At 74.3% G+C, this 24748-nt stretch carries 25 protein-coding genes; 8 read left to right on the forward strand and 17 right to left on the reverse strand.

The genetic code is table 11. The features are described 5' to 3' along the window. The first annotated feature begins 295 nt into the window (after positions 1-295). Positions 296-1486 (forward strand): endonuclease, encoded by a 1191-nt coding sequence (locus HL663_RS01910; RefSeq protein WP_173026803.1) that lies wholly within the window; start codon positions 296-298, stop codon positions 1484-1486. A gap of 176 nt (positions 1487-1662) precedes the next feature. Here HL663_RS01910 and purM read toward each other — a convergent pair whose 3' ends face one another. Further along, positions 1663-2790: a phosphoribosylformylglycinamidine cyclo-ligase gene (gene purM / locus HL663_RS01915; protein WP_286175863.1), complete on the reverse strand. Its 1128-nt coding sequence runs from the start codon at positions 2788-2790 to the stop codon at positions 1663-1665. 127 nt (positions 2791-2917) lie between these two features. Here purM and HL663_RS01920 point away from each other — a divergent pair, with 127 nt between their 5' ends. Continuing rightward, positions 2918-3262: a PadR family transcriptional regulator gene (locus HL663_RS01920; protein ID WP_173026805.1), complete on the forward strand. Its 345-nt coding sequence runs from the start codon at positions 2918-2920 to the stop codon at positions 3260-3262. After that, on the forward strand, positions 3259-3927 hold the full coding sequence (locus tag HL663_RS01925; protein ID WP_173026806.1) for an HAAS signaling domain-containing protein: 669 nt from the start codon (positions 3259-3261) through the stop codon (positions 3925-3927). The genes HL663_RS01920 and HL663_RS01925 overlap by 4 nt, the downstream gene beginning before the upstream one ends. 18 nt (positions 3928-3945) lie before the next feature. On the opposite strand, the gene pntB is transcribed toward HL663_RS01925, so the two are convergent. The 7 genes from pntB to HL663_RS01960 all read right to left on the reverse strand — a co-directional run bounded on the left by pntB (position 3946) and on the right by HL663_RS01960 (position 14209). Beyond that, positions 3946-5382, reverse strand: a complete 1437-nt coding sequence (gene pntB / locus HL663_RS01930) for a Re/Si-specific NAD(P)(+) transhydrogenase subunit beta (RefSeq protein ID WP_173026807.1) — start codon at positions 5380-5382, stop codon at positions 3946-3948. After that, a complete protein-coding gene (locus tag HL663_RS01935; protein ID WP_173026808.1) occupies positions 5379-6929 on the reverse strand; it encodes a Re/Si-specific NAD(P)(+) transhydrogenase subunit alpha in 1551 nt (516 codons plus the stop codon). The genes pntB and HL663_RS01935 overlap by 4 nt, the downstream gene beginning before the upstream one ends. A 137-nt stretch (positions 6930-7066) precedes the next feature. After that, a complete protein-coding gene (locus tag HL663_RS01940; RefSeq protein ID WP_173026809.1) occupies positions 7067-8971 on the reverse strand; it encodes a sunset domain-containing protein in 1905 nt (634 codons plus the stop codon). A gap of 200 nt (positions 8972-9171) precedes the next feature. Then, positions 9172-10800 carry an AMP-binding protein gene (locus HL663_RS01945; RefSeq protein WP_173026810.1) on the reverse strand — a complete coding sequence of 543 codons (1629 nt, stop codon included), beginning with the start codon at positions 10798-10800 and terminating at the stop codon, positions 9172-9174. A gap of 391 nt (positions 10801-11191) precedes the next feature. Then, positions 11192-11410, reverse strand: coding sequence for a hypothetical protein (locus HL663_RS01950; RefSeq protein ID WP_173026811.1), 219 nt, complete (start codon positions 11408-11410; stop codon positions 11192-11194). 22 nt (positions 11411-11432) lie between these two features. Then, positions 11433-12878, reverse strand: coding sequence for a pyridoxal phosphate-dependent decarboxylase family protein (locus HL663_RS01955; protein WP_173026812.1), 1446 nt, complete (start codon positions 12876-12878; stop codon positions 11433-11435). Continuing rightward, positions 12875-14209, reverse strand: coding sequence for an MFS transporter (locus tag HL663_RS01960; RefSeq protein ID WP_173026813.1), 1335 nt, complete (start codon positions 14207-14209; stop codon positions 12875-12877). The genes HL663_RS01955 and HL663_RS01960 overlap by 4 nt, the downstream gene beginning before the upstream one ends. Positions 14210-14290: 81 nt before the next feature. Here HL663_RS01960 and HL663_RS01965 point away from each other — a divergent pair, with 81 nt between their 5' ends. Beyond that, entirely contained in the window at positions 14291-14902 is a 612-nt protein-coding gene (locus HL663_RS01965; protein WP_173026814.1) for a hypothetical protein, read from the forward strand. Positions 14903-14905: 3 nt separating this feature from the next. Here the strand turns inward: HL663_RS01965 and HL663_RS01970 are convergent, their stop codons facing one another. The 3 genes from HL663_RS01970 to HL663_RS01980 all read right to left on the reverse strand — a co-directional run bounded on the left by HL663_RS01970 (position 14906) and on the right by HL663_RS01980 (position 17075). Further along, a complete protein-coding gene (locus HL663_RS01970) occupies positions 14906-15349 on the reverse strand; it encodes a hypothetical protein (protein ID WP_173026815.1) in 444 nt (147 codons plus the stop codon). 36 nt (positions 15350-15385) lie between these two features. Beyond that, complete coding sequence (locus tag HL663_RS01975) at positions 15386-16657, reverse strand: PQQ-dependent sugar dehydrogenase (RefSeq protein ID WP_173026816.1); 1272 nt, start codon at positions 16655-16657, stop codon at positions 15386-15388. An 82-nt stretch (positions 16658-16739) separates the two neighbouring features. Then, entirely contained in the window at positions 16740-17075 is a 336-nt protein-coding gene (locus HL663_RS01980) for an MGMT family protein (RefSeq protein WP_173026817.1), read from the reverse strand. A gap of 102 nt (positions 17076-17177) precedes the next feature. On the opposite strand from HL663_RS01980, the gene HL663_RS01985 reads away from it, so the two are divergent. Genes HL663_RS01985 through HL663_RS01995 form a run of 3 tightly spaced genes read left to right on the forward strand, consistent with a single transcriptional unit; the run spans position 17178 to position 19166 of the window. Next, complete coding sequence (locus HL663_RS01985) at positions 17178-18395, forward strand: pyridoxal phosphate-dependent aminotransferase (protein WP_173026818.1); 1218 nt, start codon at positions 17178-17180, stop codon at positions 18393-18395. Positions 18396-18399: 4 nt separating this feature from the next. Next, on the forward strand, positions 18400-18810 hold the full coding sequence (locus HL663_RS01990) for a fluoride efflux transporter FluC (RefSeq protein WP_173026819.1): 411 nt from the start codon (positions 18400-18402) through the stop codon (positions 18808-18810). Then, entirely contained in the window at positions 18807-19166 is a 360-nt protein-coding gene (locus HL663_RS01995; protein WP_173026820.1) for a fluoride efflux transporter FluC, read from the forward strand. The genes HL663_RS01990 and HL663_RS01995 overlap by 4 nt, the downstream gene beginning before the upstream one ends. Before the next feature lie 257 nt (positions 19167-19423). On the opposite strand, the gene HL663_RS02000 is transcribed toward HL663_RS01995, so the two are convergent. Both HL663_RS02000 and HL663_RS02005 read right to left on the reverse strand, forming a co-directional pair. Next, complete coding sequence (locus tag HL663_RS02000) at positions 19424-21181, reverse strand: S8 family serine peptidase (RefSeq protein WP_173026821.1); 1758 nt, start codon at positions 21179-21181, stop codon at positions 19424-19426. A gap of 114 nt (positions 21182-21295) precedes the next feature. Beyond that, positions 21296-21952 carry a hypothetical protein gene (locus HL663_RS02005; RefSeq protein ID WP_173026822.1) on the reverse strand — a complete coding sequence of 219 codons (657 nt, stop codon included), beginning with the start codon at positions 21950-21952 and terminating at the stop codon, positions 21296-21298. A gap of 40 nt (positions 21953-21992) precedes the next feature. Here HL663_RS02005 and HL663_RS02010 point away from each other — a divergent pair, with 40 nt between their 5' ends. Then, on the forward strand, positions 21993-22214 hold the full coding sequence (locus HL663_RS02010; RefSeq protein ID WP_216842650.1) for a hypothetical protein: 222 nt from the start codon (positions 21993-21995) through the stop codon (positions 22212-22214). 9 nt (positions 22215-22223) lie between these two features. On the opposite strand, the gene HL663_RS02015 is transcribed toward HL663_RS02010, so the two are convergent. The 4 genes from HL663_RS02015 to HL663_RS02030 form a co-directional block, all read right to left on the reverse strand. Further along, the gene (locus tag HL663_RS02015) at positions 22224-22640 is read right to left on the reverse strand and encodes a VOC family protein (protein ID WP_173026823.1); all 417 of its coding nucleotides are present in this window, start codon (positions 22638-22640) and stop codon (positions 22224-22226) included. A gap of 17 nt (positions 22641-22657) precedes the next feature. Beyond that, a complete protein-coding gene (locus tag HL663_RS02020; RefSeq protein WP_173026824.1) occupies positions 22658-23134 on the reverse strand; it encodes an SRPBCC family protein in 477 nt (158 codons plus the stop codon). A 5-nt stretch (positions 23135-23139) separates the two neighbouring features. Beyond that, positions 23140-23478 (reverse strand): ArsR/SmtB family transcription factor, encoded by a 339-nt coding sequence (locus tag HL663_RS02025; RefSeq protein ID WP_173026825.1) that lies wholly within the window; start codon positions 23476-23478, stop codon positions 23140-23142. A gap of 126 nt (positions 23479-23604) precedes the next feature. Beyond that, positions 23605-24612, reverse strand: a complete 1008-nt coding sequence (locus tag HL663_RS02030; protein ID WP_286176038.1) for a LacI family DNA-binding transcriptional regulator — start codon at positions 24610-24612, stop codon at positions 23605-23607. Between the last annotated feature and the right edge of the window lie 136 nt (positions 24613-24748).

Consider the following 24748-nt stretch of genomic DNA (forward strand, 5'->3'; position numbering starts at 1 on the left):
GCCCACCACCTCGGCGGGTTGCCTCCCCTCGCACGCCACCTCGGCGCGTCGACCACGTTCGTACGCGGCCCGCGGGCGCCAACGCCCGTCACACCGTCGTGCCCCCCCTTCCATCTCCACTGGTTGCGAGTTCCGCCGCCCGACGCGCGCACCCACGGGGTGTCGAGCGGCAGAACTCGCAACCAGTCGGATGGTGGGGCACCGGTGCGGTTGACCCGCGCATGGGTGAGTCCTGACCGAATCCTTGACCCGGCCAGACCCGCGCCCGACTGGTCGACGGGCAGGGTCGTCCACCGTGACCCGACACCAGACCCGACGGCGCGCGGTGCCCACCGCCCTCGCGCTCGCCTCAGCCCTCGTCGTCCTCCTCGGCCTGACCGCCCCCGCGTCGCAGGCGGCCACCCCGCTGACCGTCGCCCAGGCCGTGGCGACCCAGGACGGCGCCTCCCACACGGTCCGCGGCTACGTCGTGGGCCAGCCGACCGCGACCTCCACCGTCGTGCGCTCGGCCTTCCCCAGCGACTACGCGCTCGCGCTCGCCGACACCGCCTCCGAGACCTCGACGGCGAAGATGCTCTACGTCCAGCTGCCGACCGCCCTGCGCTCACAGTGGGGCCTCAAGACCAACCCGGGCCTGATGGGCAAGCAGCTCGACGTCACCGGCACCCTCGCGGCCTACTTCTCGCACCCCGGGATGACGAGCACGACCGCCGTCGCGTCCGCCGGCACCGGAGGCGGCGACACCGGCGGCGGGACGGGCGGGGGCACCGGCGGAGGTACCGGCGGGACCGGCGCCTACGACAGCACCTACTACGCCCCGGCGGTCGGCAAGACCGGGTCGGCGCTCAAGACCGCGCTGCACGGCATCATCGACGACCAGACGAAGCTCACCTACGACCAGGTGTGGACGGCCCTCAAGGACACCGACGAGGACCCGAACAACACCAACAACGTCGTCGAGATCTACTCCGGGCGCTCGATCGCCAAGTCCGACAACGGTGGCGGCGTCGACCAGTGGAACCGCGAGCACGTCTGGGCGAAGTCCCACGGCGACTTCGGCACCGCGACCGGCCCCGGCACCGACGTGCACCACCTGCGCCCCGAGGACGTCACGGTCAACTCCACCCGCGGCAACCTCGACTTCGACAACGGCGGCGGCGCGGTCGCGCAGTGCACCGGCTGCCTCTCGGACAGCGACTCCTTCGAGCCGCGCAACGCGGTCAAGGGCGACGTCGCCCGGATGATCTTCTACATGGCCGTCCGCTACGAGGGCGACGACGGCTGGGCGAACCTCGAGATGAACAACTCCGTCGGCAACGGCGCGGCGCCGTCCATCGGCAGGCTCTCGGTGCTGCTCCAGTGGAACGCGCAGGACCCGGTCGACGCCTCCGAGATGCGCCGCAACGACCGCATCTACACGACGTGGCAGCACAACCGGAACCCGTTCATCGACCACCCGGAGTGGGCCCCGGCGATCTGGGGCTGACCCCCGACCTCCCCCACCAGAACCGCCGGTCGTCCGTCGCGGACATCCTGTCCACTGTCCCGACGGGCGGCCGGCACCTGACCCTCAGCCCCACTGACTGCCCATCCGCCACCTCGAGGAGCCCTTGGCAGGCCCTCCGGGGTGGCGGATGCGCAAGAAGTCGGGCGGGCGGACCCTCAGGCGGCGGGGTGCTCGCCGACGAGCTCGACCGAGCCGCCGTCGACGCCCTTCGCCCCGCGCACGACCTCGCCGGTGGCGGCGTCCGCGGCCGACGCCTCGTGCACCTCGCCCATGACCCAGGTGTCGATGCCGCGAGCCGTCAGGTGCGCCGTCGCCTCGTCGACCGAGCCGGCCGGGAGCACCGCGACGAAGCCGACGCCCATGTTGAGGGTGCGCTCGAGGTCGGCCCGCGGGACGTTGCCGAGGGACCCGACGGTGGAGAACACGGCCGGCGGCGTCCACGAGGCACGGTCGAGCCGGGCGTGCACGTCCTGCGGCAGCACACGCGCGAGGTTGGCCGCGAGCCCACCGCCGGTGACGTGCGAGAGCGCGTGGACGTCGACGCCGTCGAGCCGGACGAGGTCGAGCAGGTCGGCGGCGTAGACCCGGGTCGGGGTGAGCAGCTCCTCGCCGAGGGTGCGGCCGAACTCGTCGACGTGCCGGTCGAGACCCCACCCGGCGTGCGCGACGACGCGACGGACGAGGGAGTAGCCGTTGGAGTGCAGGCCGCTGCTCGCGAGGCCGAGGACGACGTCGCCGCCCCGCACCCGCTGCGGCCCGAGGACGGCGTCGTGCTCGACGACGCCGGTGGCCGCGCCCGCGACGTCGTACTCGTCGGGGTCGAGCAGGCCGGGGTGCTCGGCGGTCTCGCCGCCGACGAGCGCGACGCGCGCCTGCTCGCAGGCGCGGGCGATGCCGGAGACGATGGCCGCGATGCGCTCGGGCACGACCTTGCCGCAGGCGATGTAGTCGGTCATGAACAGCGCCTCGGCGCCGCAGACGACGATGTCGTCGACGACCATCCCGACGAGGTCGAACCCGATGGTGTCGTGCCGATCGAGGGCCTGCGCGATGGCGACCTTCGTGCCGACGCCGTCGGTCGAGGTCGCGAGCACCGGCCGGCGGTAGGACGCGAGCGCGCTGGCGTCGAACATCCCGGCGAAGCCGCCGAGACCCCCGAGCACCTCGGGGCGGGTCGCCCGGCGCACGGACTCCTTCATCAGCTCGACGGCGCGGTCACCGGCCTCGACGTCGACCCCCGCCGCGGCGTAGGTGATGGCGGTGGGCTGCTCGGTGTCGCTCACGCCGCGCAGCCTACCGAGGCCGGGCCGCCCGGCCCGTCCGTGCCCGCGCCCCCGGCCCCTCCCCGCGCCGGACGGAGGGCGACCGGATGCTTGCCGCGCCCCGACCCGGAGCGCTACCTTGTGACGCATGGAACCGGGTGACAGCGCCATCCTGACGCACCTGCGTCGCGGCGCGCTCGAGCACTGCGTCCTCGCGCTGCTCGACACCGAGCCGACCTACGGCCTCGACCTCGCCCGGCGCCTCGGCGACGACGGGGTGCTGCTCGCCGGCGAGGGCACGCTCTACCCGCTGCTCTCCCGGCTGCGCAAGCAGGGGCTCGTCGAGACCACGTGGGCCGAGTCGAGCGCCGGCCCGCCGCGGCGCTACTACACGCTCACCGCGCAGGGGCGCATCGCCCTCGAGACCTTCCGGCGCACGTGGAAGTCCTTCCGCGACGCCGTCGACACCACCCTCCAGGGAGGACACCCGTGAACGGCTCCGACACCCGCGTCACCACCTACCTCGACGACCTGGCCCGGATGCTCTCCGACCTCGACCCCGGCACGCGCGACGACGTGCTGGCCGGCGTGCGCGAGCACCTCGACGCCGTCGCCACCGAGCACCCCGACGACCCCGGCGCCCTCGAGGCCGCCCTGGTCCGGCTCGGCCCGCCCGAGCGCATCGCCGCCGAGGCCCGCGCCGACCAGCCCGCCACGCCCCCGCCGTCGTGGACCGTCGCCCCGCCCCGGCCGCTGCATCCGCTGCGGGTGCGGATCGCGGTGGTCGCGTCCCTCGCAACGGTGGCGCTCCCCGCGGCCCTCGTGTTCGTCGGCCGGATCGGTGAGGTCCTGTCCCAGGGACAGTGGGGGCTCGTGTTCCCCCACCCCCTCGAGATCGCGATGCTGACCCAGCCGCTCCTGCTGCCGATCTGGCTCGTCGCGACCACCGTGGCGGTCGTGGGCGCACAACCCGCCACGCGCACCAAGGTGGAGCTCGCGCTGCTGGGTCCGGCGATGACGGTGGCCGTCGTCGCCGGCGCCCTCTTCCTCGACCCGATGGTCATCAGCACCCCGCTCGTCCTCGTGCTCACGGGGGCGGTTCTCGTGGGCGCCGTCGTCACCGCTCGGCGCACGTGGCGCGAGGCGCCTCTCGTCTGACCCGCCGGCCCGACCGGGTCAGAGGGCGGCGATGATGTCCTCGACGCGGGCCTTGGCGTCGCCGAAGAGCATCTGCGTGTTCTCGCGGAAGAACAGCGGGTTCTGGACACCGGCGTACCCGGTGGCCATCGAGCGCTTGAAGACGACGACGTCCTTGGCCTCCCACACCCGCAGCACCGGCATGCCGGCGATCGGCGAGGTGGGGTCCTCGGCGGCCGCGGGGTTGACGGTGTCGTTGGCGCCGATGACGAGGACGACGTCGGTCTCGGCGAGGTCGTCGTTGACCTCGTCCATCTCGAGGACGATGTCGTAGGGCACCCGGGCCTCGGCGAGCAGGACGTTCATGTGCCCCGGCAGGCGCCCGGCGACCGGGTGGATGCCGAAGCGCACCTCGACGCCCTGGGCGCGCAGCCGCTTGGTCAGCTCGGCGACGGCGTGCTGCGCCTGGGCGGTGGCCATCCCGTAGCCCGGGGTGATGACGACCGAGCGCGCCGCGGTGAGCAGCGACGCCGCGCCCTCGGCCGTGACCTCGCGGTGCTCGCCGTAGTCGACGTCGCCGGCCGCGGCGGTGCCCGCCTCGACCCCGAAGCCACCCGCGATGACCGAGATGAAGGACCGGTTCATCGCGCGGCACATGATGTACGACAGGTACGCACCCGAGGAGCCGACGAGCGCACCGGTGATGATGAGCAGGTCGTTGCCGAGGAGGAAGCCGGCCGCGGCCGCCGCCCAGCCCGAGTAGCTGTTGAGCATCGAGACGACGACCGGCATGTCGCCGCCGCCGATCGACGCGACGAGGTGCCAGCCGAGCCCGAGGGCCAGCAGCGTGACGAGCCCGAGCAGCAGGTGCCGCACGAACACGGCGTGGTCCGGCACCGCGACGTAGACGACGGTCAGCACGACGAACAGGCCCAGCGCGCCCACGTTGAGCAGGTTGCGGTGCGGCAGCATCAGCGGCTTGGAGGGGATGCGGGCCGACAGCTTGAGGTAGGCGACGATCGAGCCGGTGAACGTCACCGCGCCGATGAAGACGCCGACGAACACCTCGACGTCGTGGATCGTCGGGTAGGCCGTCAGCTCGTAGGAGGAGTTCCAGCCGACGAGCACGGCCGCGAGCCCGACGAAGCTGTGGAGCATCGCGATGAGCTCGGGCATCCCGGTCATCTCGACCTTGCGGGCCCGGTCCAGGCCGATGGCGGCGCCGATGCCCATCGCGACGACGATGAGCAGCAGGCCGACCCAGCCCGAGCCGCCTGTCTCGACGGTCAGGCCGCCGGAGGACTCGCGCAGCCCCATCGTCGCGGCGAGCACGGTGGCCACGAGCGCGACGGCCATCCCGGCGATGCCGAAGCGGTTGCCGCGGCGGGCGGACTCGTGCCGCGAGAGCCCCGCGAGGGCGAGGATGAACAGCAGGCCCGCGACGATGTAGGCGCCCTGCGTGAGGGTCGAGCTCATCGGACGGGCTCCTCGCGCTTGAACATCTCGAGCATTCGGGCGGTCACCCGGAACCCGCCGAAGACGTTGATGCTCGCGACGAGGATGCCGACGAACGCGAGCACCGAGACGGCGACGCTCCCGCGCCCGACCTGGAGCAGCGCGCCGACGACGATGATCCCGCTGATCGCGTTGGTCACCGACATGAGCGGCGTGTGCAGCGCGTGGTGCACGTTGCCGATGACGTAGAAGCCGATGACGACCGCGAGCATGAAGACCATGAAGTGGCCGAGGAAGGGCGGCGGCGCGAAGGCCGACACGAGCAGGAAGAGCGCGGCCCCGGCGGCGCCGAGCGCGAGCTTGGTCGAGCCGCTCATCGGCTGCTTCGCGGGCTTGGCGCTCGTGTCGACGGTGACGACGTCGGTGCCCGGCGCCGGGGCGGCCGAGACCTGCACCGGCGGCGGCGGCCACATCACCTCGCCGTCCTTGGCGACGGTCATGCCGCGCAGGACGACGTCGTCGAGGTCGAGGTGCACCTCGCCGTCCTTGCCCGGCGTCAGCAGCTTGACGAGGTTGACGAGGTTGGTGCCGAAGAGCTGGCTGGCCTGGGTCGGCAGTCGGCCCGGGAGGTCGGTGTAGCCGAGCAGCGTCACGCCGTTGTCGGTGACGACCTTCTCGCCCGCGACCGTGCCCGCGACGTTGCCGCCGTTGGCCGCGGCCATGTCGACGACGACCGAGCCCGGCTTCATCGCGGCGACCATCTCCTCGGTCAGCAGACGAGGCGCCGGACGACCCGGGATGAGCGCCGTCGTGATGACGATGTCGACGTCGCGGGCCTGCGCGGCGTAGAGCTCGGCGGCCTTGGCGTCGAAGTCGGCGCTCGTCTGCTTCGCGTACCCGTCGGCCGAGGGACCGTCGTCGTCGACGTCGATCCGCAGGAACTGCGCCCCCATCGACTCGACCTGCTCGGCGACCTCGGGGCGCGCGTCGAAGGCCCGCACGACCGCGCCGAGGCTGCTCGCCGTGCCGATGGCCGCCAGCCCCGCGACTCCGGCACCGACGACGAGCACCTTCGCCGGCGGGACCTTGCCCGCCGCGGTGACCTGGCCGGTGAAGAACGAGCCGAACTCGTGCGCGGCCTCGACGACGGCCCGGTAGCCGCCGATGTTGGCCATCGAGGACAGGACGTCGAGCGACTGCGCGCGGCTGATGCGCGGCACGGCGTCCATCGCGAGCGCCGTGACGCCGGCGTCGGCCAGGCGCTGCACGAGGTCGGGGTCGAGGGCCGGCGCGAGGAGGCACGCCAGCACCGTGCCCGGGCGCAGTCGCGCCACCTCGGCGTCGGTCGGCGCCGTCACCTTGAGGACGACGTCGGCGTTCCAGACGGCGCCCTCGATGACGTCGGCGCCGGCCTCGCGGTAGGCCTCGTCGGTGAAGCTCGCGCGCGCACCCGCGCCGGCCTCCACGAAGACGGTGTAGCCGAGGCCGACGAGCTGCTCGACGGTCTTGGGGGTCGCCGCGACACGGGTCTCCCCCGGTCGTGACTCCCTGGGGACTCCGATGCGCACGGGGCTTCCTCTCCGATGCCGGGGCGGACTCCGTCCGAACCTAGCGGGTCGGGCCCGGGGATTCGCGACGTGTGGCACGGGGCACACGCGCGGCGCGCCGGCCCCCGAGGGGACCGGCGCGCCGGGGAGTGCGGGCCTCAGCCCTGCGAGCGGTGGAAGCCGCTGCGCTCGGCGGCGGCCGCGTCGTAGAACCAGACGTCGGCGACGGCGTCGGCGTAGCCCGGGTCGTCGGGGAGGCGGTAGGACATCGTGTCGCGGTAGGCCTGCACCGGGTGGTCGAGCGGCTGGGCGCCGTCGTCGAGGGCGGCCGCGGAGCCCATGCCGTAGCCGCCGTCGCGGACCTCGTGGAACTCCGAGACCCGGCGGGCGGTCGCCGGGGTGGCGTCGTCCTGGGGCTCGTCGGCCGGGGCGTCGTCGTGGGACCCCTCGGCCGCAACCGCGTCGGCGTCGTGGGTGGAGGTCACGTCGGCGGGCTCGCCGGCGACCGGCTCGTCCACCGGCGCGGGGGCCGGCTCGTCCACGGTCTCGTCGTGCGCGGTCTCGTCGTGCGCGGTCTCGTCGTGCGCGGTCTCGTCGTGCGCGGGGGTGTCGTCGGCGGACGCGGGGTCGACCGGGTCCATCCCGACGGCGGCGGCGTCACGGTCCATCTCGGCGCGCTCCTGGGCGAGGCGGTCGCCCCGCTCGCGGTTCTCGTCGAGCAGCTCGGCCTCGTCGGCCGACCAGTCGCGCTCGGTCGACGGGTCGTGCACGTCGCCGGGCACCGGCTCCTCGGGCTCGGCGAAGGCGCCCGCGGCGGGGTCCTCGACGACCCGGGAGGCCTCGGGGCCGTCGGTGTCGGGCGTCGGGGAGACCGGGGCCGGCTCGTCGCCGGCGTCCTCGGTGGCGCCGACGGTGTCGGTCTCGTCCTCGGTGCCGGCCTCGCCCACCGCGGGCTCGGAGACGGCGGGGGCGTCCCCGGCCGGGGCCGGGGTCGTGGTGGGCTCCTCGGCGGCCGCAGCCGTCTCGCCCTCGGGCTCGCGCGGGCCGCCCCACTCGCCGGACGGGGTCCGGGCGTCGTCGGCGGCGGACGTCTCGTCGTGGTCGCTGCTCACGGCGTCGTCAGTACCCACGACCGGCGCGGTCCACACGTCGGTGCCGTCGGCCGTGTCGTCGCGGTAGTCGGCCGCGGTCGCGATGCGCGCGCTGGCGTGGTCGGCGGCGGACGGCTCGGAGGCGTCCTCGACCGGGGCCGTGACCGACTCGAGGGGCGCCGGGGCCGAGGCCGGGACGACGTCCTCCGGGGCCGAGGGGACCGGGTCGGCGTCCACCGGCTCGTCGACGACGTCGGCGTCGTGCACCTCGTCGGCGCGCACCTCGTCGGCGGGCAGGGTCTGCGTGGTGCTCGCGTCGACGGGGGCCGTGGCCTCCTCGGGGGTCGCGACCCGGGCGGGGGACCATCCGGCGTCGGGGGCCTCGTCCGACGTGGTCGGCTCTTCGCCGGCGGCGTGGTGGCCCTCGGCGGCGATCTCGGCCCCCATGACGGCGGCGCCGGCGGCGCCCGGCACGGGCGCGGCGGGGCTGCCGGCCCACGCGGAGCGCTCGGCCTCCTCACGCAGGCGGCGGGCCTCGGCGCGGGTCGTCGGCGCGGGGTCGGCGTCCTCGTCGGCCGCGGCGTCGACCGGGGCCGGCTCGGCGGCGGCCGCGACGGCCTCCTGCGCGTGCTCGGGCGTCTCGACGTCCGGGTCGACGACGTCGGCGCGGGTGAGCAGCTCCTCGTAGTCCGTCCGGGTCGCCTCGGCGTCCGCGCGGCGGGCCTCGGCCTCGGCGGCGAGGCGCTCGGCCTCGGCGCGGGCCACGGCCGCGCGCTCTTCGGACTGGGCGGCGAACGCCTCCTGGCCGGCGACGGCGGGGGCGAGCCCCTCGGCCTGCGCGCGCAGGCCGGCGGCCTCGGCGCGCGCGGCGTCCTTGCGTGCCGACGAGCGGCGGACGAGCAGCCAGGCGACCAGGAGGCCGATGACGACGACCGCGACGACGGCGACGAGGAGGGGCGTGTCGATGGACATGTGGGGTCTTCCTGTCGAGAGCACGCCGGGAGACGGCGTCGGACCAACCTACCGTCGGGCACGCGCCCGGCAGCACCGCCGGGCGTCGCCCGACCTTCCCCTGCGAGAGGAGAACCTAGGGGGTCCGCGCCCACGGCGGCAACCGGGCCCGCCGCGCCGCCCCCGCGGCGTCGCCGCAGGTCAGGCCGGGGTCGGCCGGGTCAGAGCCCGAGCTCCTCGACCGTCTTCTCGCGCATCTCGACCTTGCGCACCTTGCCGGTCACCGTCATCGGGAACTCCTCGACGACCTTGACGTAGCGCGGCACCTTGTAGTGCGCGAGGCGGCCGGAGCAGAACTCGCGCAGCGCCTCGGCGGTCAGCGGCTCGGCGCCGTCGCGCATCCGGACCCAGGCGCAGAGCTCCTCGCCGTACTTTTCGTCGGGGACGCCGATGACCTGGGCGTCGAGGACGTCCGGGTGCGTGTAGAGGAACTCCTCGATCTCGCGCGGGTAGACGTTCTCTCCGCCGCGGATGACCATGTCCTTGATCCGGCCGGTGATCTGGGCGTAGCCCCGCTCGTCCATGACGGCGATGTCGCCGGTGTGCATCCAGCCGTCGACGAGCACCTCGGCGGTCTTCTCCGGCTCCTCCCAGTAGCCGAGCATCACCGAGTAGCCCTTGGTGCAGAACTCGCCCGGCGTCCCGCGCGGCACGGTCTCGCCGGTCAGCGGGTCGACGACCTTGATCTCGAGGTGGGGGTGCACGGCGCCGACGGTGTTGACCTTCTGCTCGAAGGTGTCGTCGGTGCGGTTCTGGGTCGACACCGGCGAGGTCTCGGTCATGCCGTAGCAGATCGTCACCTCCTCGATCCCGGACTCGATGAGCTTCGTCATCATCGACGCGGGGCACGGCGAGCCGGCCATGATGCCGGTGCGCACCGACGTGAGGTCGTACGAGTCGAACTGCGGCAGAGCCCATTCCGCGATGAACATCGTGGGGACGCCGTAGAGCGACGTGCAGCGCTCCTCGGAGACGGCAGCCAGCGTGAGCGCAGGGTCGAAGCCGGGCGCGGGGATGACCATGCAGGCGCCGTGGGTCAGCGCCGCGAGGTTGCCCATGACCATCCCGAAGCAGTGGTAGAACGGCACGGGGATGCAGATGCGGTCGGCCTCGGTGTAGCGGCAGAGCTCGCCGACGAGGTAGCCGTTGTTGAGGATGTTGTGGTGCGAGAGGGTCGCGCCCTTGGGGAAGCCGGTCGTCCCCGACGTGTACTGGATGTTGATCGGCTCGTACGGGTCGAGGTCGCGCTGGGCCATCGTCAGCCGCTCGGGGCTGACGTCGTCGGCGCCGGCGAGCAGGGCGTCCCACGTCTCGCGGCCGATGACGACGACCTGCTCCAGGTCCGGGCACTCGGGCCGGGCGGTCTCGACCATCGCGACGTAGTCGGAGGTCTTGAAGGACGCGGCCGTCACGAGCACCCGGATGCCCGCCTGCCGCAGGACGTAGGTCAGCTCGTGGGTGCGGTAGGCCGGGTTGATGTTGACGAGGACGAGCCCGACCTTGGCCGTCGCGAGCTGCACGAGGGTCCACTCGGCGCAGTTCGGGGCCCAGATGCCCACGCGGTCGCCCTTGGCCAGGCCGGTCGCGAGCAGCCCGCGCGCGAGCCGGTCGACGGCCTCCCCCAGCTCGGACCACGTCATCCGCAGGTCCTGCGCCCGGTCGACGAGCGCGTCGCGGTCGCCGAAGCGCTCGACCGTGGCGTCGAGGGCGTCACCGATCGTCTGCTCCAGCAGGGGCGGGTCGAGCGGGCCGACCGTGTGCGAGAGAGCGGAGTCGGGCGTGACGGTCATCGGGGTCCCTTCGGCGGCGGTGCCAACGGGACCACCCAACACGTCCGCGGCCCGCCGGGCAACCGAGCGCCGCCTCGCCACGACCCGCCCCGGGACCGGACCACGAAAAGCCCGCACGTGCCGGGTCATCGCGCCTGCTGGGTCACCCGGATCTCGAAAAGCCCGCACGTGCGGGGATATCGCGGGCAGCCAGGTAACCCGACCACGGAAAGCCCGCACGTGCGGGGTCGTTGCGCCTGCTGGGCCACCCGGACCACGAAAAGCCCGCACGTGCCGGGTCATCGCGTCTGCTGGGTCACCCGGATCTCGAAAAGCCCGCACGTGCGGGGATATCGCGGGCGACCAGGCAACCGGACCGCGATAAGCCCGCACCTGCCGGGTCATCGCGCGGTCAGTCGCGGCCGAGCGCCCGGCGGATCCAGCGCCGCGCCCCGCGCACCGCGACGACGTCGCCGAACCCGCCGCCGCTCCACGACCCGAGGACGAGCGCGTCGTGGTCGTGCTGGCACGAGGTGCAGATGGTGCGGCCCAGCTGGGTCGTGTGCTTCGGTCCGTGCACGCTGCGGCCGCACTGCTGGCAGCGCCAGCTGCTCGAGAGGGTCGAGACCACGGGGTCCTCCGGTCGTCGGGGGTCAGGACGGGGTGGGGCGGGAGAGCCGGTCGAGGACGCCGACCAGCAGCGCCTCGCGCAGCGCCGGCGGGCTCGCGTCGAGGAGCGCGTTGACCGGGGCCATCCGGGACGGGAGGGCGATGCCGCCGCCCTCGCCGGCCAGCCCGGCCGCGGCGAGCAGCCGCGCGAAGCCCTCGTCGTCGAGGCCGGCGGGGTCGAGGTGGGCCAGCATCCCGGCGAGGGATGGGTCGAGGCGCACCGGCCCGGCGGCCCGCGCGGCGGCCGCGGACTCCCGCAGGGCCTCGACCACCTCGGGCACCGCCGCGGCGGTCGCGGCCGAGAAGGTGAGGTGCAGGGTCGGCGGCAGGTCGCGGAAGGTCATCTGCGGCTGGACGAACCAGCCGCGGGCGAGCATCTCGTCGGCGACGGTGAAGACGTCGCAGGTGTCGTCGGCGGCGAGCGCGAGGAGGGTGGAGTCCGGCGGGGCGACGACGCGCAGGCCGTCGACGTCCTCGACGGCGCGCGCGACCTCGAGCGTCGCCCGGCGGGTCTCGCGGGCCAGGCGCGCGTAGCCCTCGTCGCCGACGAACCGGGTCACCGCCCAGGCGGCCGCCACGGGTCCGCCCGAGCGCGTCGACTGGGTCGTCGTGTTGAGCATCGTGTAGCCCGGCCAGTCGGCGGACGCGAACAGGTGGCCGCGCCGCAGGTCGGCGTCGCGGTGCAGCAGCACCGAGACCCCCTTGGGCGTGTAGGCGTACTTGTGCAGGTCGACGCTGATGCTCGTCACGCCGTCGACGGCGAGGTCCCACGGCGGCACGTCGTCGAGGTGGGGCAGCACCCACCCGCCGATGCACGCGTCGACGTGGCAGCGGGCGCCGAGGTCGAGCGCGAGCTCCGCGATGGTCGCCACGGGGTCGACGACGCCGTGGGCGTAGGACGGCGCGGAGGCCACGACGAGCACGGTCGAGCCGTCGGCGGCCTCGGCCATCGCGTCGGGGTCGGCGCGCAGCGTGACGGGGTCGACGTCGACGACGACCGCCCGCACCCCGAGGTACTCGGCCGCCTTGCGGAACGCGGCGTGGGCCGAGGCCGGCAGCAGCATGCTCGGGGAGGCGACGTGCGGCGCGGCGTTGCGGGCGGCGAGGACGGCCAGCAGGATCGACTCCGTCCCACCGGAGCTCACGACCCCGGTGAACCCCGGGGGCGCGTGCAGCAGCGCCCCGGCCCGGGCGACGAGGTCGTTCTCCATCCGCTGGATCGAGGGGAACGCGGTGGGGTCGAGGCCGTTGGCGGACGAGAACATCGCGAGCGCCTCGCGCCCGAGCGCGTCCGCCTCCGCGAGCCCGGAGTCGTAGACGTAGGCGAGGGTGCGGCCGCCGTGCGTCGGCAGGTCGGCGGAGCGCAGGGCCCGCAGCTCGTCGAGGACGTCCGCGGCGGCGGCGCCGGTCGGGATGCTGGGCCGGGTCATCCGGTCTCCTTCGGGTCGAGGCGGTAGCGGCGCAGCACGAGGACGGACGCGGCGACGAGCACGGCCGGGACGACGGTGAAGCCCAGCGCGATGGCGGTCCGCGCCGAGTCCGGCTGCGCGGCAGCGGCATCGGTCGAGGACACGTACCCGCCCAGCGTCAGCACGAGGGCGTAGAGGAACGGCCCCACGGCCAGCCCCAGCGTCTCGCCCGCGGTCCAGACGCCGGTGTACGTGCCGGCACGGTCCTCGCCGGTGCGCGCGGTGTCGGCCGCCGCGACGTCGGGCAGCATCGCGAGGGGGAACATCTGGCAGGCGGCGTACCCGACACCGACGACGCCGACGGTGACGGCGGTCGCGGCCGTGCCCAGCGGCAGGGCGACGAGGGTCGCGAGCGCCCCGACGCCGAGCAGCACCGACCCCCAGAGGTAGCCGGTGCGCTTCCCGTGCCGCTCGCCGACCCGCTGCCAGAGCGGGGTCACGAGCAGTGCCGGCGCCACGAAGCAGACGAAGAGCACGGCCGAGGCTCCGGGGCGGCCGAGCTGCACGCGCGCCACGTAGTCGACGCCGGCCAGCATCGCGCCCGTGGCCAGGGCCTGGAGCACGAACACACCCAGCAGGGTGCGGAACTCGCGCGAGGAGCCGACGACGCGCAGCTGGTCGCGCAGGCTCCCCCCGGCGGTGGCGGCCCGGCGCACCGGCGCGGCGCGCGTCCCCCACCACGCCCCCACCGTGCCGACGAGGATGAGCGCGCCGACGAAGAGCCCGACCGCGCGGTAGCCCTGCTCGGGGCCGACGGCGTCGCGGACCACGGGAGCGAGGCCGCCGCTGACGAGGATGGCGAGCGCCAGCACCGCGACGCGCCACGTCATGAGCCGGGTCCGCTCGTCGTAGTCGTCGGTGAGCTCGGCCGGCATCGCGACGTACGGCACCTGGAAGAAGGCGTAGGCGCTGGCGCAGGCGAGGAAGAGGACGACGACCCACGTCGTGGCGAGCGCGGTCGGGCTCGTCGGGCCGGCGAAGAGGAGGACGAAGGCCACGGCGAGGGTGAGCCCGGCGCGCAGGAGGAACGGCCGGCGGCGGCCGGCCGGATGCGTCGAGCGGTCGCTGATGCGCCCCGCGACCGGGTTGAGGAGCACGTCCCAGGCCTTGGGCAGGAGGACGACGAGCCCGGCGAGACCGGCGGTGACGCCGAGCCGGTCGGTGAGGTAGGGCAGGAGCAGCAGCCCCGGCACCGTCCCGAAGGACCCGGTCGCGACCGACCCCAGCCCGTATCCGCGCCGCACGGACGCGGGCAGGGCGGACCGCTCCACCGCGACGCCGCGCTCGTCCATGGCCGGACCCTAGTGGCCCCGACGGCCGATCGGCAGGGACTCGGCGCGGGCCGCACGGGCACCGCCCGCGATGATGGGCCGATGGGCACGCGGCGCAGGTTCCGGGGACGCATCGTCGGCGTGGGGTCGACCTCCGGGGTACGGGTCGTCGTCGGGTGGTGGCTCGAGTCGCCCTTCGGGTCGTTCGCCGACGCGATGGTCGAGACCGCCACCGGGCACCGGGTGCTGCTCGCGCCGACGCCGGAGGTCGTCGACCTCGTCTCGACGACGTACACGTTCGACGAGGTGCGCCTGCAGCCGGTGGAGGTGCACGCGGCCGCGACCCGGGGCCTGACGGTGTCCTCCCCCTCGCTGTCGCTGGCCGTCGACGTCGGCGGGCGCACCCCGCTCGGCGCCCTGCTGGGGCTCGTCCCCGCCCCGCTGGCCACGAGCCCCGCCTTCGCCACGCTCGCCGACCCGGTCGCCCGCGTCGTGCTGAAGGGCGTGCGCACCCGCGGGGTGGCGCGCGCCGGGCGGCGGGAGTACTACGGCGCCAGCGACGTCCACGCGGTGACCGGGATGTCCGGCCGCTTCGACGGGGCCGACCTCGGTGCGCTGGCGCCCGTCGACCCGCCGTGCCGCTTCGGGTTCTCGTCGACGCCACGACGCCCGTCGGTCACCGAGGTGACGACGACCATCGTCGACGTCGCCTGACGCTCAGCGGCCCACGGTCGCGGCAGCGGCGGCAGCGGCAGCGGCAGCGGCGTCGACACGCCGGTCGTGCCGGGCGAGGGCCAAGAGCCCGAGCCCCAGCACGGCCGCCGCCCCGGGCAGACCCAGGTAGACGACGGCGGCGACGGCGCCGCGGGCCAGCGCGATACCGGTCACGACGAGCGCGAGCACGACGAGCGGGATGGCCAGGCGCGCCCACTCGCGCCGCCACGGCACGAGCGGGAGGACGAGGGCGAGCGCCCACGGCACACCGAGGACGAGCAGCCAGCCGAGCCGCTCGACGCCCGGGAACCCCGCGGCCGCGAGCGCGGCGAGGGCCGGCCCCGCCACGAGGAGCGCCGCCTGCCACCGGCGCGGCGGCCACAGCGCCGCGGCGGCGAGGCCGAGCAGCGGCACCATGACGACGAGGTACGCGACGAGGATCCGCACAGCACCAGTCCTACCGCGTCCCGGCGTCGCCGGCGGTCAGGTGCGCGGCGTGATGCGCAGCAGCTTGTCGTCGTCGCCGTTCGTCGTCGTCACGTAGAGGGCGCCGTCGGGGCCGAGGCGCGCGGCCCGCAAGCGTCCGTAGGGGCCGTTCGTCGCCTCGGGGATGGCCACGTCGGTGACGGAGCCGTCGTCGTCGAGGCTGAGCACCAGCAGCTTGGCCCCCTTGAGCGCGGTGATGACCAGCGCGCCGTCCCACGCCCCCCACTGCTCGCCCTCGAGGAACTCGGCGGCGCAGACCGCCTGGGTCGTCCGGCCGCTCTGCCACACCGCGGGGATCGCGTCGGGGTAGCGCCCGGTGTCGGTCATCGGGACGCCCTCGTCGTAGCCGCCGACGGTGCCGCCCTGCGCCGGGTCCCACCCGTAGTTCTTGCCCGGCTCGATGAGGTTGACCTCGTCGTTGTTCGACGGTCCGTGCTCGGCCGTGAAGATGCGCCCCGTGCCCGGCTGGAGCGCGACGCCCTGGATGTTGCGGTGGCCCCAGCTCGTGACGTAGCGCTGCGCGGGGTCCTCGGCGAAGGGGAAGGGGTTCTCGTCCACGGGCTTCCCCGTCTCGAGGTCGAGCCGGAGCGTCTTGCCACCGAGGCTCGTGAGGTCCTGCGGGATGCTGCCGACGGCCGTGTCGCCCGTCCCGACGACGAGCGCGCCGTCGGCGTCGAGCTCGGGGCGGCACCCCGAGTGCCGGCCGGTCGAGATCGGCAGACCGTCGAGGAGGGTCCTGACCCGCTCGGCGGAGCGACCGTCCGCCGACAGGCGCCACGTCACGAGGCGGATGTCCGTCGGGGTCCCGCCCTCCTGGTGGGTCTGGCAGGTCGTGAAGCGCCGGGTCTGCGCGAAGTCGGGGTGCACGACCATCCCGAGGAGGCCGCCCTCGCCGCTGACGTACACGTCGTCGAGGTCGGCGCGCACGCGGGTGACCGTCGCGCCCTCGCGCAGCCCCGAGACGAGCGAGAGGCGGGCGGGGCGCTCGGTGACGAGGGCCGAGCCGTCGGGGAGGAAGCCGATGTCCCAGCCGTGCTCGAGGCCGCCGGCGACCTCCTCGACGTCGAGCTCGGGCTCCTGCGTGCTGCGCGGGGCCGGGCTCGTCGACGCCGGGGCGCTCGTGCTGCCGCTCGGCGACGCGGTGGGGCGCGCCGGGACCTCCCCGTAGCCGTCGTCGTCGCCCGAGGAGCACCCGCCGACGAGCACGAGGCCGAGGCAGGCGGCGAGGGCCGCGGTGCGGCGGACGGCGGTCGAGCGACGCGTTCCCATGCCCCAGTCTCACATCCGCCACGGGCCGGGGCCACGCGCGTCGTCGGCGTTCGACAGCGCCCGCCCGGTCGGCCGGGGCAGGTCAGGGCAGGTCGGCGACGGCCCGCTCGTAGGCGTCGGCGAGCGCGTCGAGGTCGGCGCGGTACTCGCGGATGGCGCACCCGAGACCGTTGCGCTTGAGGAGGATGCCCTCCTCGGCCCACGTCTCGCGGGCCCGCTCGAGCAGGGGCGCGGGCAGGTCGCCGTAGCTGTTGGTGACCCGCCACCACGACACGTTGCCGCCGTAGACCTTCATGATCGAGCCCACCTGGCGCGGGCCGATGCCGACGAGCGCGGCGAGGTCGCCGTACGACACGACGCACCCGCGCGGCACCTGCTCCACCGCGCGCAGCACCCGCTCCACGAGCACGTCGTCCACGGCGAGGAGTCTGCCCGACGGCGCCAGCGGCGGGCATCCGGTGGACGACACCCCGCGAAACACCCGGGCGTGGGACGGGTGTGGCCTGCGAGACTGTCGCGCATGCGCCGGATCGTCCAGAGCCAGAAGCTCCAGCACGTGCGCTACGACGTGCGCGGCCCGATCCTCGTCGAGGCCCAGCGCCTCGAGGCCGAGGGCCACAAGATCCTCAAGCTGAACATCGGCAACACCGCGCCGTTCGGCTTCGAGGCACCCGAGGCCATCGTCGCCGACATGGTGCACAACCTCCCCGAGAGCCAGGGCTACGCCGACTCCCGGGGCATCTACTCGGCACGCACCGCGGTCGCGCAGTACTACCAGTCGCGCGGGCTGCGCGACACCGGCGTCGAGGACGTCTACATCGGCAACGGTGTCTCCGAGCTCATCACGATGGTCCTGCAGGCCTTCGTCGACGACGGCAACGAGGTCCTCGTGCCCGCCCCGGACTACCCGCTGTGGACCGGCGCGGTGTCCCTGTCCGGCGGCACCCCGGTGCACTACCGCTGCGACGAGTCGAACGGCTGGAACCCCGACCTCGAGGACATCGAGGCCAAGATCACCCCGAACACGCACGCGATCGTCGTCATCAACCCGAACAACCCGACGGGGGCCGTGTACTCGGAGGAGACGGTCCGGGCGCTCGTCGACATCGCCCGGCGCCACGACCTCGTCGTCATGGCCGACGAGATCTACGAGAAGATCCTCTTCGACGACGCCGTGCACCACCACGCCGCGTCCTTCGCCGGCGAGGACGTCCTCTGCCTGACCTTCAGCGGTCTCTCCAAGGCCTACCGGGTCTGCGGCTACCGCGCCGGCTGGGTCATGGTCTCCGGCCCGAAGCACCTCGCGTCCGACTTCCTCGAGGGGCTGACGCTGCTCGCGAACATGCGGATGTGCGCCAACGTGCCGGCGCAGCACGCCATCCAGACCGCGCTCGGCGGGTACCAGTCGGTCGAGGAGCTCATCGGGCCGGGCGGACGCTTCCGGGAGCAGTCGAAGCTCGCCTGGCGGCTGCTCAACGAGATCCCCGGGGTGTCGTGCGTCGAGCCGCAGGGCGCGCTCTACTGCTTCCCGCGGCTGGACCCCGAGGTCTACCCGATCGAGTCCGACGAGGCGTTCGTCATCGACCTGCTGCGCGCCAAGAAGATCCTCGTGACGCACGGCACCGGCTTCAACTGGTTCGAGCCCGACCACTTCCGGCTCGTGACCCTCCCCGACGAGGAAGTGCTCACCGAGGCGATCGGCCGCATCGCCGAGCACCTCGCGGCGATGCGTGCCTGACCGGATGGCCTCTGCCGCAGCCCTTCCCGATGCAGCGATGCTCGGCGTCGTGGCGGCCGGCGGCGTCCTGGGGTCGCTCGGGCGCTGGGGGGTCGGCCTCGCGCTGCCGCACACGGTCGGCGCCTTCCCGTGGGCGACGTTCGTCGTCAACGTGACCGGTGCCTTCGCGATGGGGCTGCTCGTCGCGTTCCTCGTCGACCGGCCCGGGGTGCACCGGCTGGCCCGCCCGTTCGTGGGGGTCGGGGTGCTCGGCGGCTGGACGACGTTCTCGGCGCTGGCCGTCGACGCGGTGCAGCTCGGGGCGACGCACCACGCGCAGCTCGCCCTGCTCTACGTCGTCGCGACGTTCCTCGTCGGCACGCTCGCCGTCGGCGCCGGGATGCTCGGCGGCCGGCGCGTCTGGCCGGGCCCGTGACCGCCGCCCACGCGCTGCTCGTCGCGCTCGGGGCCGCTGTCGGGGCGCCGCTGCGGCTCACCGTCGCGCACTACGCCCGCGAGCGCCTCGGCGCGGCACCCCCGGCCGGGACGCTGGCCGTCAACGTCGTCGGGTCGCTCGTGCTCGGGGTGCTCGTCGGCGACGCGGTGGGCGGGTCGACCCTGGCCCTGCTCGGCACCGGGTTCTGCGGTGCGCTGACGACCTTCTCGACGCTGGCCCTCGAGCTGTGGGAGGCGCTGGACGACCGGCGTCCCGTCGCCGCCGCGGCCAACCTCGGGCTCTCGCTCGTCCTCGGCCTCGGCGCCGCCGCGCTCGGCTACGCCCTCGCCGCCTGACCCCTCCCAGCCCAGCCCCGGCACGGCCGGTGTACATCGATCGACACTTTCGACGATTGATGCACGCCGGCTCCCCGGCCGGTGTGCACCGATCGACACATTCGACGATTGATGCACGCCAGCACCCCCGCCCCGTGCACCGATCGACACATTCGACGATTGAGGCACGGCGAGCCTGGGCCACGGTGGCGACGCACGAACGCGCCGCCCGTCCCGCGAGAGCGGGGCGGGCGGCGCGTCCGGTGAGGCGGGGCCGGTCAGTGACCGTGCCCGTGGTGGCCCTTCGCCACCACACCGGCGGCGTCGACGATGCCGGCGCCGTAGAACCCGTTGAACCCCTTCCCGCCGACGCAGGTGGCGGTGTAGAGGTCGGAGCGACCCACGTCGGTGTACGACTGCACGCCACCGGCCGGGCAGGCGTGGTCCTGCGCCGACCGCATGACGAGGGCGCGCACCGTGTCGGGCGCGAGGCCGAAGCCGCCGTGCCGCTGCGACTTCCCGTGCGCCGAGACCGCGAGCGCCGCGACACCCGCCGCGTGCGGCGAGGCCATCGAGGTGCCCTGGAGGTACTGGTAGTACCCGCACACCTGGCGGCCCCTGACGACGCGGCAGTCCTTCATCGTGCCCACGGCCTCGCCGGCCGGGGTGATGTCGCCGTTCTCGTCGACCTGGCCCTCGGCCTGCATGACGTTGAGCGGAGCGGTCGAGAGGATGAGGTTGCCGTTGGTCCGGTAGGTGTCGGTGCCGAGGCCGTCACGGAACCATCCGCCCGGCGCCGAGACCTCGATCTCGCCCGAGCGCAGGTCGGTGGCCCAGTTGGAGTAGTCGGCCTTGCGCTGCGACGGGCCGACCGACGAGACGCCGAGGACGTGCGGGCCCTCGACGGGCAGGTCGAGGCAGGTCGCGTTGTCGATGGTCCGCGGGTGCTCCGTGCCGCCGGGGTAGTCGGGGCTCGAGGTGTCGGTGCGCGGGTTCGAGATGTCCTCGTTGTTGTTGCCGAGGGCCGCGACGAGCGTGACGCCCTTGCGGTGCGCGTAGTTCAGCGCCCGCGTCATCGAGCGGATGATGAGGTCCTGCTCGGCCGCCTCCTCCGGGCTGTCCTCCGGGGCGCCGCCGACGCAGTTGTAGGCCCACGGGTCGACGTAGAACGACATGTTGACGACGTCGAGGCCGGCGTCGCCCGCGTAGGTGAGCGCCTTGACGGTGGGAGTCAGGAAGAAGTAGCCGCTGTCCTGGCCGGCGCGCACGTTGACGAGGTCGACGTTCGGGGCGACGCCCGAGACGCCGAGGCCGTTCATCGCGGCGCCGATGGTGCCGGCGACGTGGGTGCCGTGGCCGTCGTCGTCGTGGTCGGCCGGGTCGACGCAGCCGGCGTACTCGCACGGGCCGTCGATGTCGGGCATGTCGGTCGTGAAGTTGCGCGAGAGGCGGCGGTCGAAGTTCGCGGCGAGGTCGGGGTGCGAGCCGTCGACACCGGTGTCCATCACGCCGACTCGGACGCGCTTGTCGCCCAGCTCGGTGCGGTGCGCCTGCGGGGCGTTGATGAGGTCCATGCCCCAGAGCAGGGAGTCGAGGGGGTCGGCCTTGGCGCCCTTCGGCGGCTTCGGCGGCTTGTGCTCGCCCCGGCCGTGGCGGGCGGCGGAGCTGCGCGCGGTGGTGTCCTGCTGCTCACGCGTCACGCGGTCCTTGGCCTGGCCCGCGTCCGGCGTGCGCCCGATGACCCCGTCCTTCGCGGCGGCCGAGACCCCGGGCATCGACCGGGCGGCGGCGGCGAACCCACCGCGGGTCGAGGTGACCGAGACCAGGCCGATGTCGGTGTTGACCGCGGTCACCGTGGCGCCGGCCTTCTCGAGGCGCTGGGCCAGCGCCCGCGCGTCGGTGCCCTCGTCGGCGAGCACGGCGTAGGCCGTGCGGGCCGTCGAGGCCGTGGCCGCGGTCGGCTGCGCGGATGCCGTCGCCGTCACCGCCCCCAGGGTCGCCGTGGCCAGCGCCACGACTCCCGTCATCGCAACCATGCGAGATCGTCGCATCGTGTGTCTCCTGCCGTCGGGATGGACGCGGCGGTGCGTCCGCGCGCCACCGTAGGGGCAGGGGGCACGGGTGGGGAACCCCCGAGGTCGAGGGATCGCTCAGCGGTCGCCCGCGGCCACCTCGACCTCGAGCCCGTACGACCAGCCCTCGGCCAGCGGCAGGGTGTCGCCGCTCCAGAACCGGCCCGGGTCGTACCAGTTGGTCGGCACGTCCGGCCGCAGGACGCCCATGTCCTCGAGGGTCGCCGCGACGACCTCGGCGCAGTACGCGTCCTCGGGGCGCAGGCCCTTGACGTCGCGCGCCCGTCGGGTCAGGTGCGCGTCACGGCCCTTCAGCCACCGCCAGCCGAGCCGCACGGTCGAGGGGAACGAGACGCCGTCGAGCCGGGCCACCGTCCGCAGCGCGGCGTCCTCCTCCGCCCGCCCGGCGCGGGGCTCGAGCTGGCGCAGCCACGCCCGCTGGCCGTACCGGACCTGCCAGGTCGTCACGGCCTCGGCGAGGTCGTGCAGCTGGACGCCGCGGTGGTGGTCGCCGGTCCAGTGGTCGCGCATCGAGCGGCCGAGCTCGGCGTGCCAGAGCAGCGGGGGGAGGTCGTCGAGGACGAGGGCCATCCCCACGAGGTTGACCGGCGCGTTGCTCGCGGCCTGGATGACGCGGTCGGCCACCGTGCCGCCGCGGAAGATCCACAGGTCCCCCGTGCGGGACGCCGCGACGGCCTCGTCGACGGGGACGGGGCGGGTTCCGGTGTGCGCCATGGCGCCCAGTCTGCCGGGCCGCGCTCGCTAGGGTGGCGCCGTGGACCGCAACCGCGTGTGGAAGCTGCTGGGGGTCGCCGGAGCGGCCGGTGTCGTCGCGACCGGGGTGCTCGTCGCCCGGGACGAGCGGACCCGCCGCGCCTACGCGCCGGACGAGGTGCGCGACCGGCTGCGCACCCGCCTCGACGAGGCCGTGGCACCGGATGCAGTCGCCCCGGACGGGTCGGACGCCCCGGACGACGGCGGGCGCACCGGTCGCTGACCGCCGGGCTCAGGCGTCGTCGGCCCGCGGGATGAGCGGGCGCTGCGCCCGGGCCCGGATCTCCTGCACCGTCCAGGCGTTGCCGTCCGGGTCGCGGAACCCGAAGAGCGTCCCGCCGTCGCGCGCGTCGAGGACGACGACGTCGTCGCACTCGACCCCGCGCCCGACGAGCTCGGCGTGGGCCGCCCGCGCGTCCGCGACGACGAGCTGCAGACCGTGCTGCGTGCCCGGCGGCATCGACTGCAGGTTCGGCATGGTCCCCATGACGACCGAGCAGCCCGACCCGCGCGGGGTCAGCTGGGCGATCCGGCCGAAGCCGGCGTCGGTGTCGTGGTCGAGGTGGAAGCCGACGCGGTCGCGGTAGAAGGCGACCGACGCGTCGAGGTCCGACACGGGGACGACGACGACCTCGAGGGTCCAGTCCATCGCGCGCTCCTCGTCGCTCAGGCCCGCGCCAGCAGGGCGTCGAGCTTGATGTAGCCGTCGGTCATCCCCGACTCCATGCCGGAGGCGACCATCGCGTCGCGCCCCTCGACGCTCGAGCCGATGCTGCGGCCGTGCAACCGCGAGCGCCCGCCGCCGAGGTCCTCGAACCGGAGGTGCTCCAGCGCGACCTCGTCGGGCATCCCCTCGAACTCGAAGGTCTGGACGACGAGCTCGTCGGGGCGCACCGTGTGGAAGCTGCCGCGGAAGCCGTACTCGCCGCCGCCCGGTGAGCGGTGGACGTAGCGGTAGCCACCGCCGTCGCGGAAGTCCCAGTGCGGGACGTCCATCGCGTAGCCGTGCGGCCCGAGCCACTGCCGGACCAGCTCCGGGTCGGCGTGAGCCGCGAAGAGCGCGGAGACGGGGGCGTCGAACGTGCGGGTGAAGTCGATCCACGGCACGCCGGCCGGGATGTCGAGGTCGAGGCTGTGGGCCATGCTGCTCACTCCTTCGTGAGGTCCTGCCACTGCTCCCCGAGCAGGGCGTCGAGGCGGCGGTAGCTGCGCTCGTGGGCGAGCCGGTAGCCGTCGAGCCACGCCGTGAGGCGCTCGAGGGCGGCCGGTTCGAGGTGGACCGGGCGCCGCTGGGCGTCCCGGCCCTTGGTGACCAGGCCGGCGTGCTCGAGGACCTGGATGTGCTTGGAGACCGCCTGCACGCTGATCCCGAAGGGCTCGGCGAGCTCGCCGACCGTGGCCGGCCCGCGGCTGAGCCGGGCGACGACCGCCCGCCGCACGGGGTCGGCGAGGGCCGCGAAGCCCCGGTCCACCAGCTCGTCGTCCATGAGACCTACTCAACCAGAGTGTTGATCAACCGTCAAGTTGATCACGGCTCGGACCCTCCCGCGAACTTGTGTGAAGAGGGGCGGCATACCGACGTTCTTCACACACGTTCGCGGGTGCAGCAGGGGTCAGCGGCGGCGGCCGGAGCCACGGACGACGAGACGCGTCGGCAGGACGATGGTCCGCGGCGGCGACTCGTCCCCCAGCAGCCGCGCGAAGAGCACCTGGGCCGCCTTCTCCCCCATCGCCGTGGGGTCCTGGTGCACCGCGGTGACCGGGGGGTCGACGAGCTCGGCCAGCTCGAAGTCGTCGTAGGCGACGAGCGAGAGGTCGAGCCCGAGGTCGCGCAGCGCGACGAGGGTCAGCACGGTGACGCGGTTGTTGCCGGTGATGACCGCGGTCACCGGCTCCGGGTCGCTCGCCCACTCCCCCAGCGCCGTTCGCACCGACTCCGCCGAGTGCGGACCCATCGCGACCGGGGGCGTGGTCGGCAGCCCGAGCGAGCCGTGGGTCGCGAGGAAGGACTCGCGACGCTGGCGGGCGGTCCAGAACTCCGGGTCGTCGCCGAGGAAGCCGATGCGCCGGTGGCCGTGCGCGACGAGGTGCTCGACGGCGCTGCGCATCCCGCCGACGTTGTCGCTGAGGACGGTGTCGCAGCTCGCGCCGCGGACCGGGCGGTCGAGGTGGACGATCGGCGCGCCGGCCCCCTCGGCCTCGGGGTCGGCCACCGGTGTCTCGCCGGCGGGCACGACGACGATGCCGTCGACGCGGCGGGCCAGCAGCGCCCGGATGACCGCCCGCTCGCGGTTCGGGGAGTTCTCGGCCGAGGCGGTGATCAGGTGGTACTGGTGCATCCGGGCCTCGCGCTCGACCCCGGCGGCGATCTGCGAGTAGAAGGGGTTCGCGAGCTCCTCGACCGCGAGACCGATCGTGAAGGTGCGCCCCTCGCGGACGGTCGTCAGCCCGCCCGCGCGACGGAACCCGGTGCGGCGGATGACCTCCCGCACGCGCTCGGCGGTGTCCGGGCGCACGCCGGACTGGTGGTTGACGACCCGCGAGACCGTCTTGACCGACACGTGCGCCTCGGCGGCCACCTCGGCCATCGTGGGGCGCCCCGGTGTCCGGTTGGCCGACATCGCTGTCACCGCGTCATGACACCACACCCCGCCACGACCGGCGCGGCGAGCGGACGGGCCGCCCCACGCGCGCGTCCGTTGTCCGGTCCGATGTCCTGACCGGACAAGCCCGCGGCCCGGGTTGCCGCCACCCCGG

The sequence above is a fragment of the Arthrobacter sp. NEB 688 genome (genome assembly GCF_013201035.1).
In the GTDB taxonomy this organism is placed as follows: domain Bacteria; phylum Actinomycetota; class Actinomycetes; order Actinomycetales; family Dermatophilaceae; genus Phycicoccus.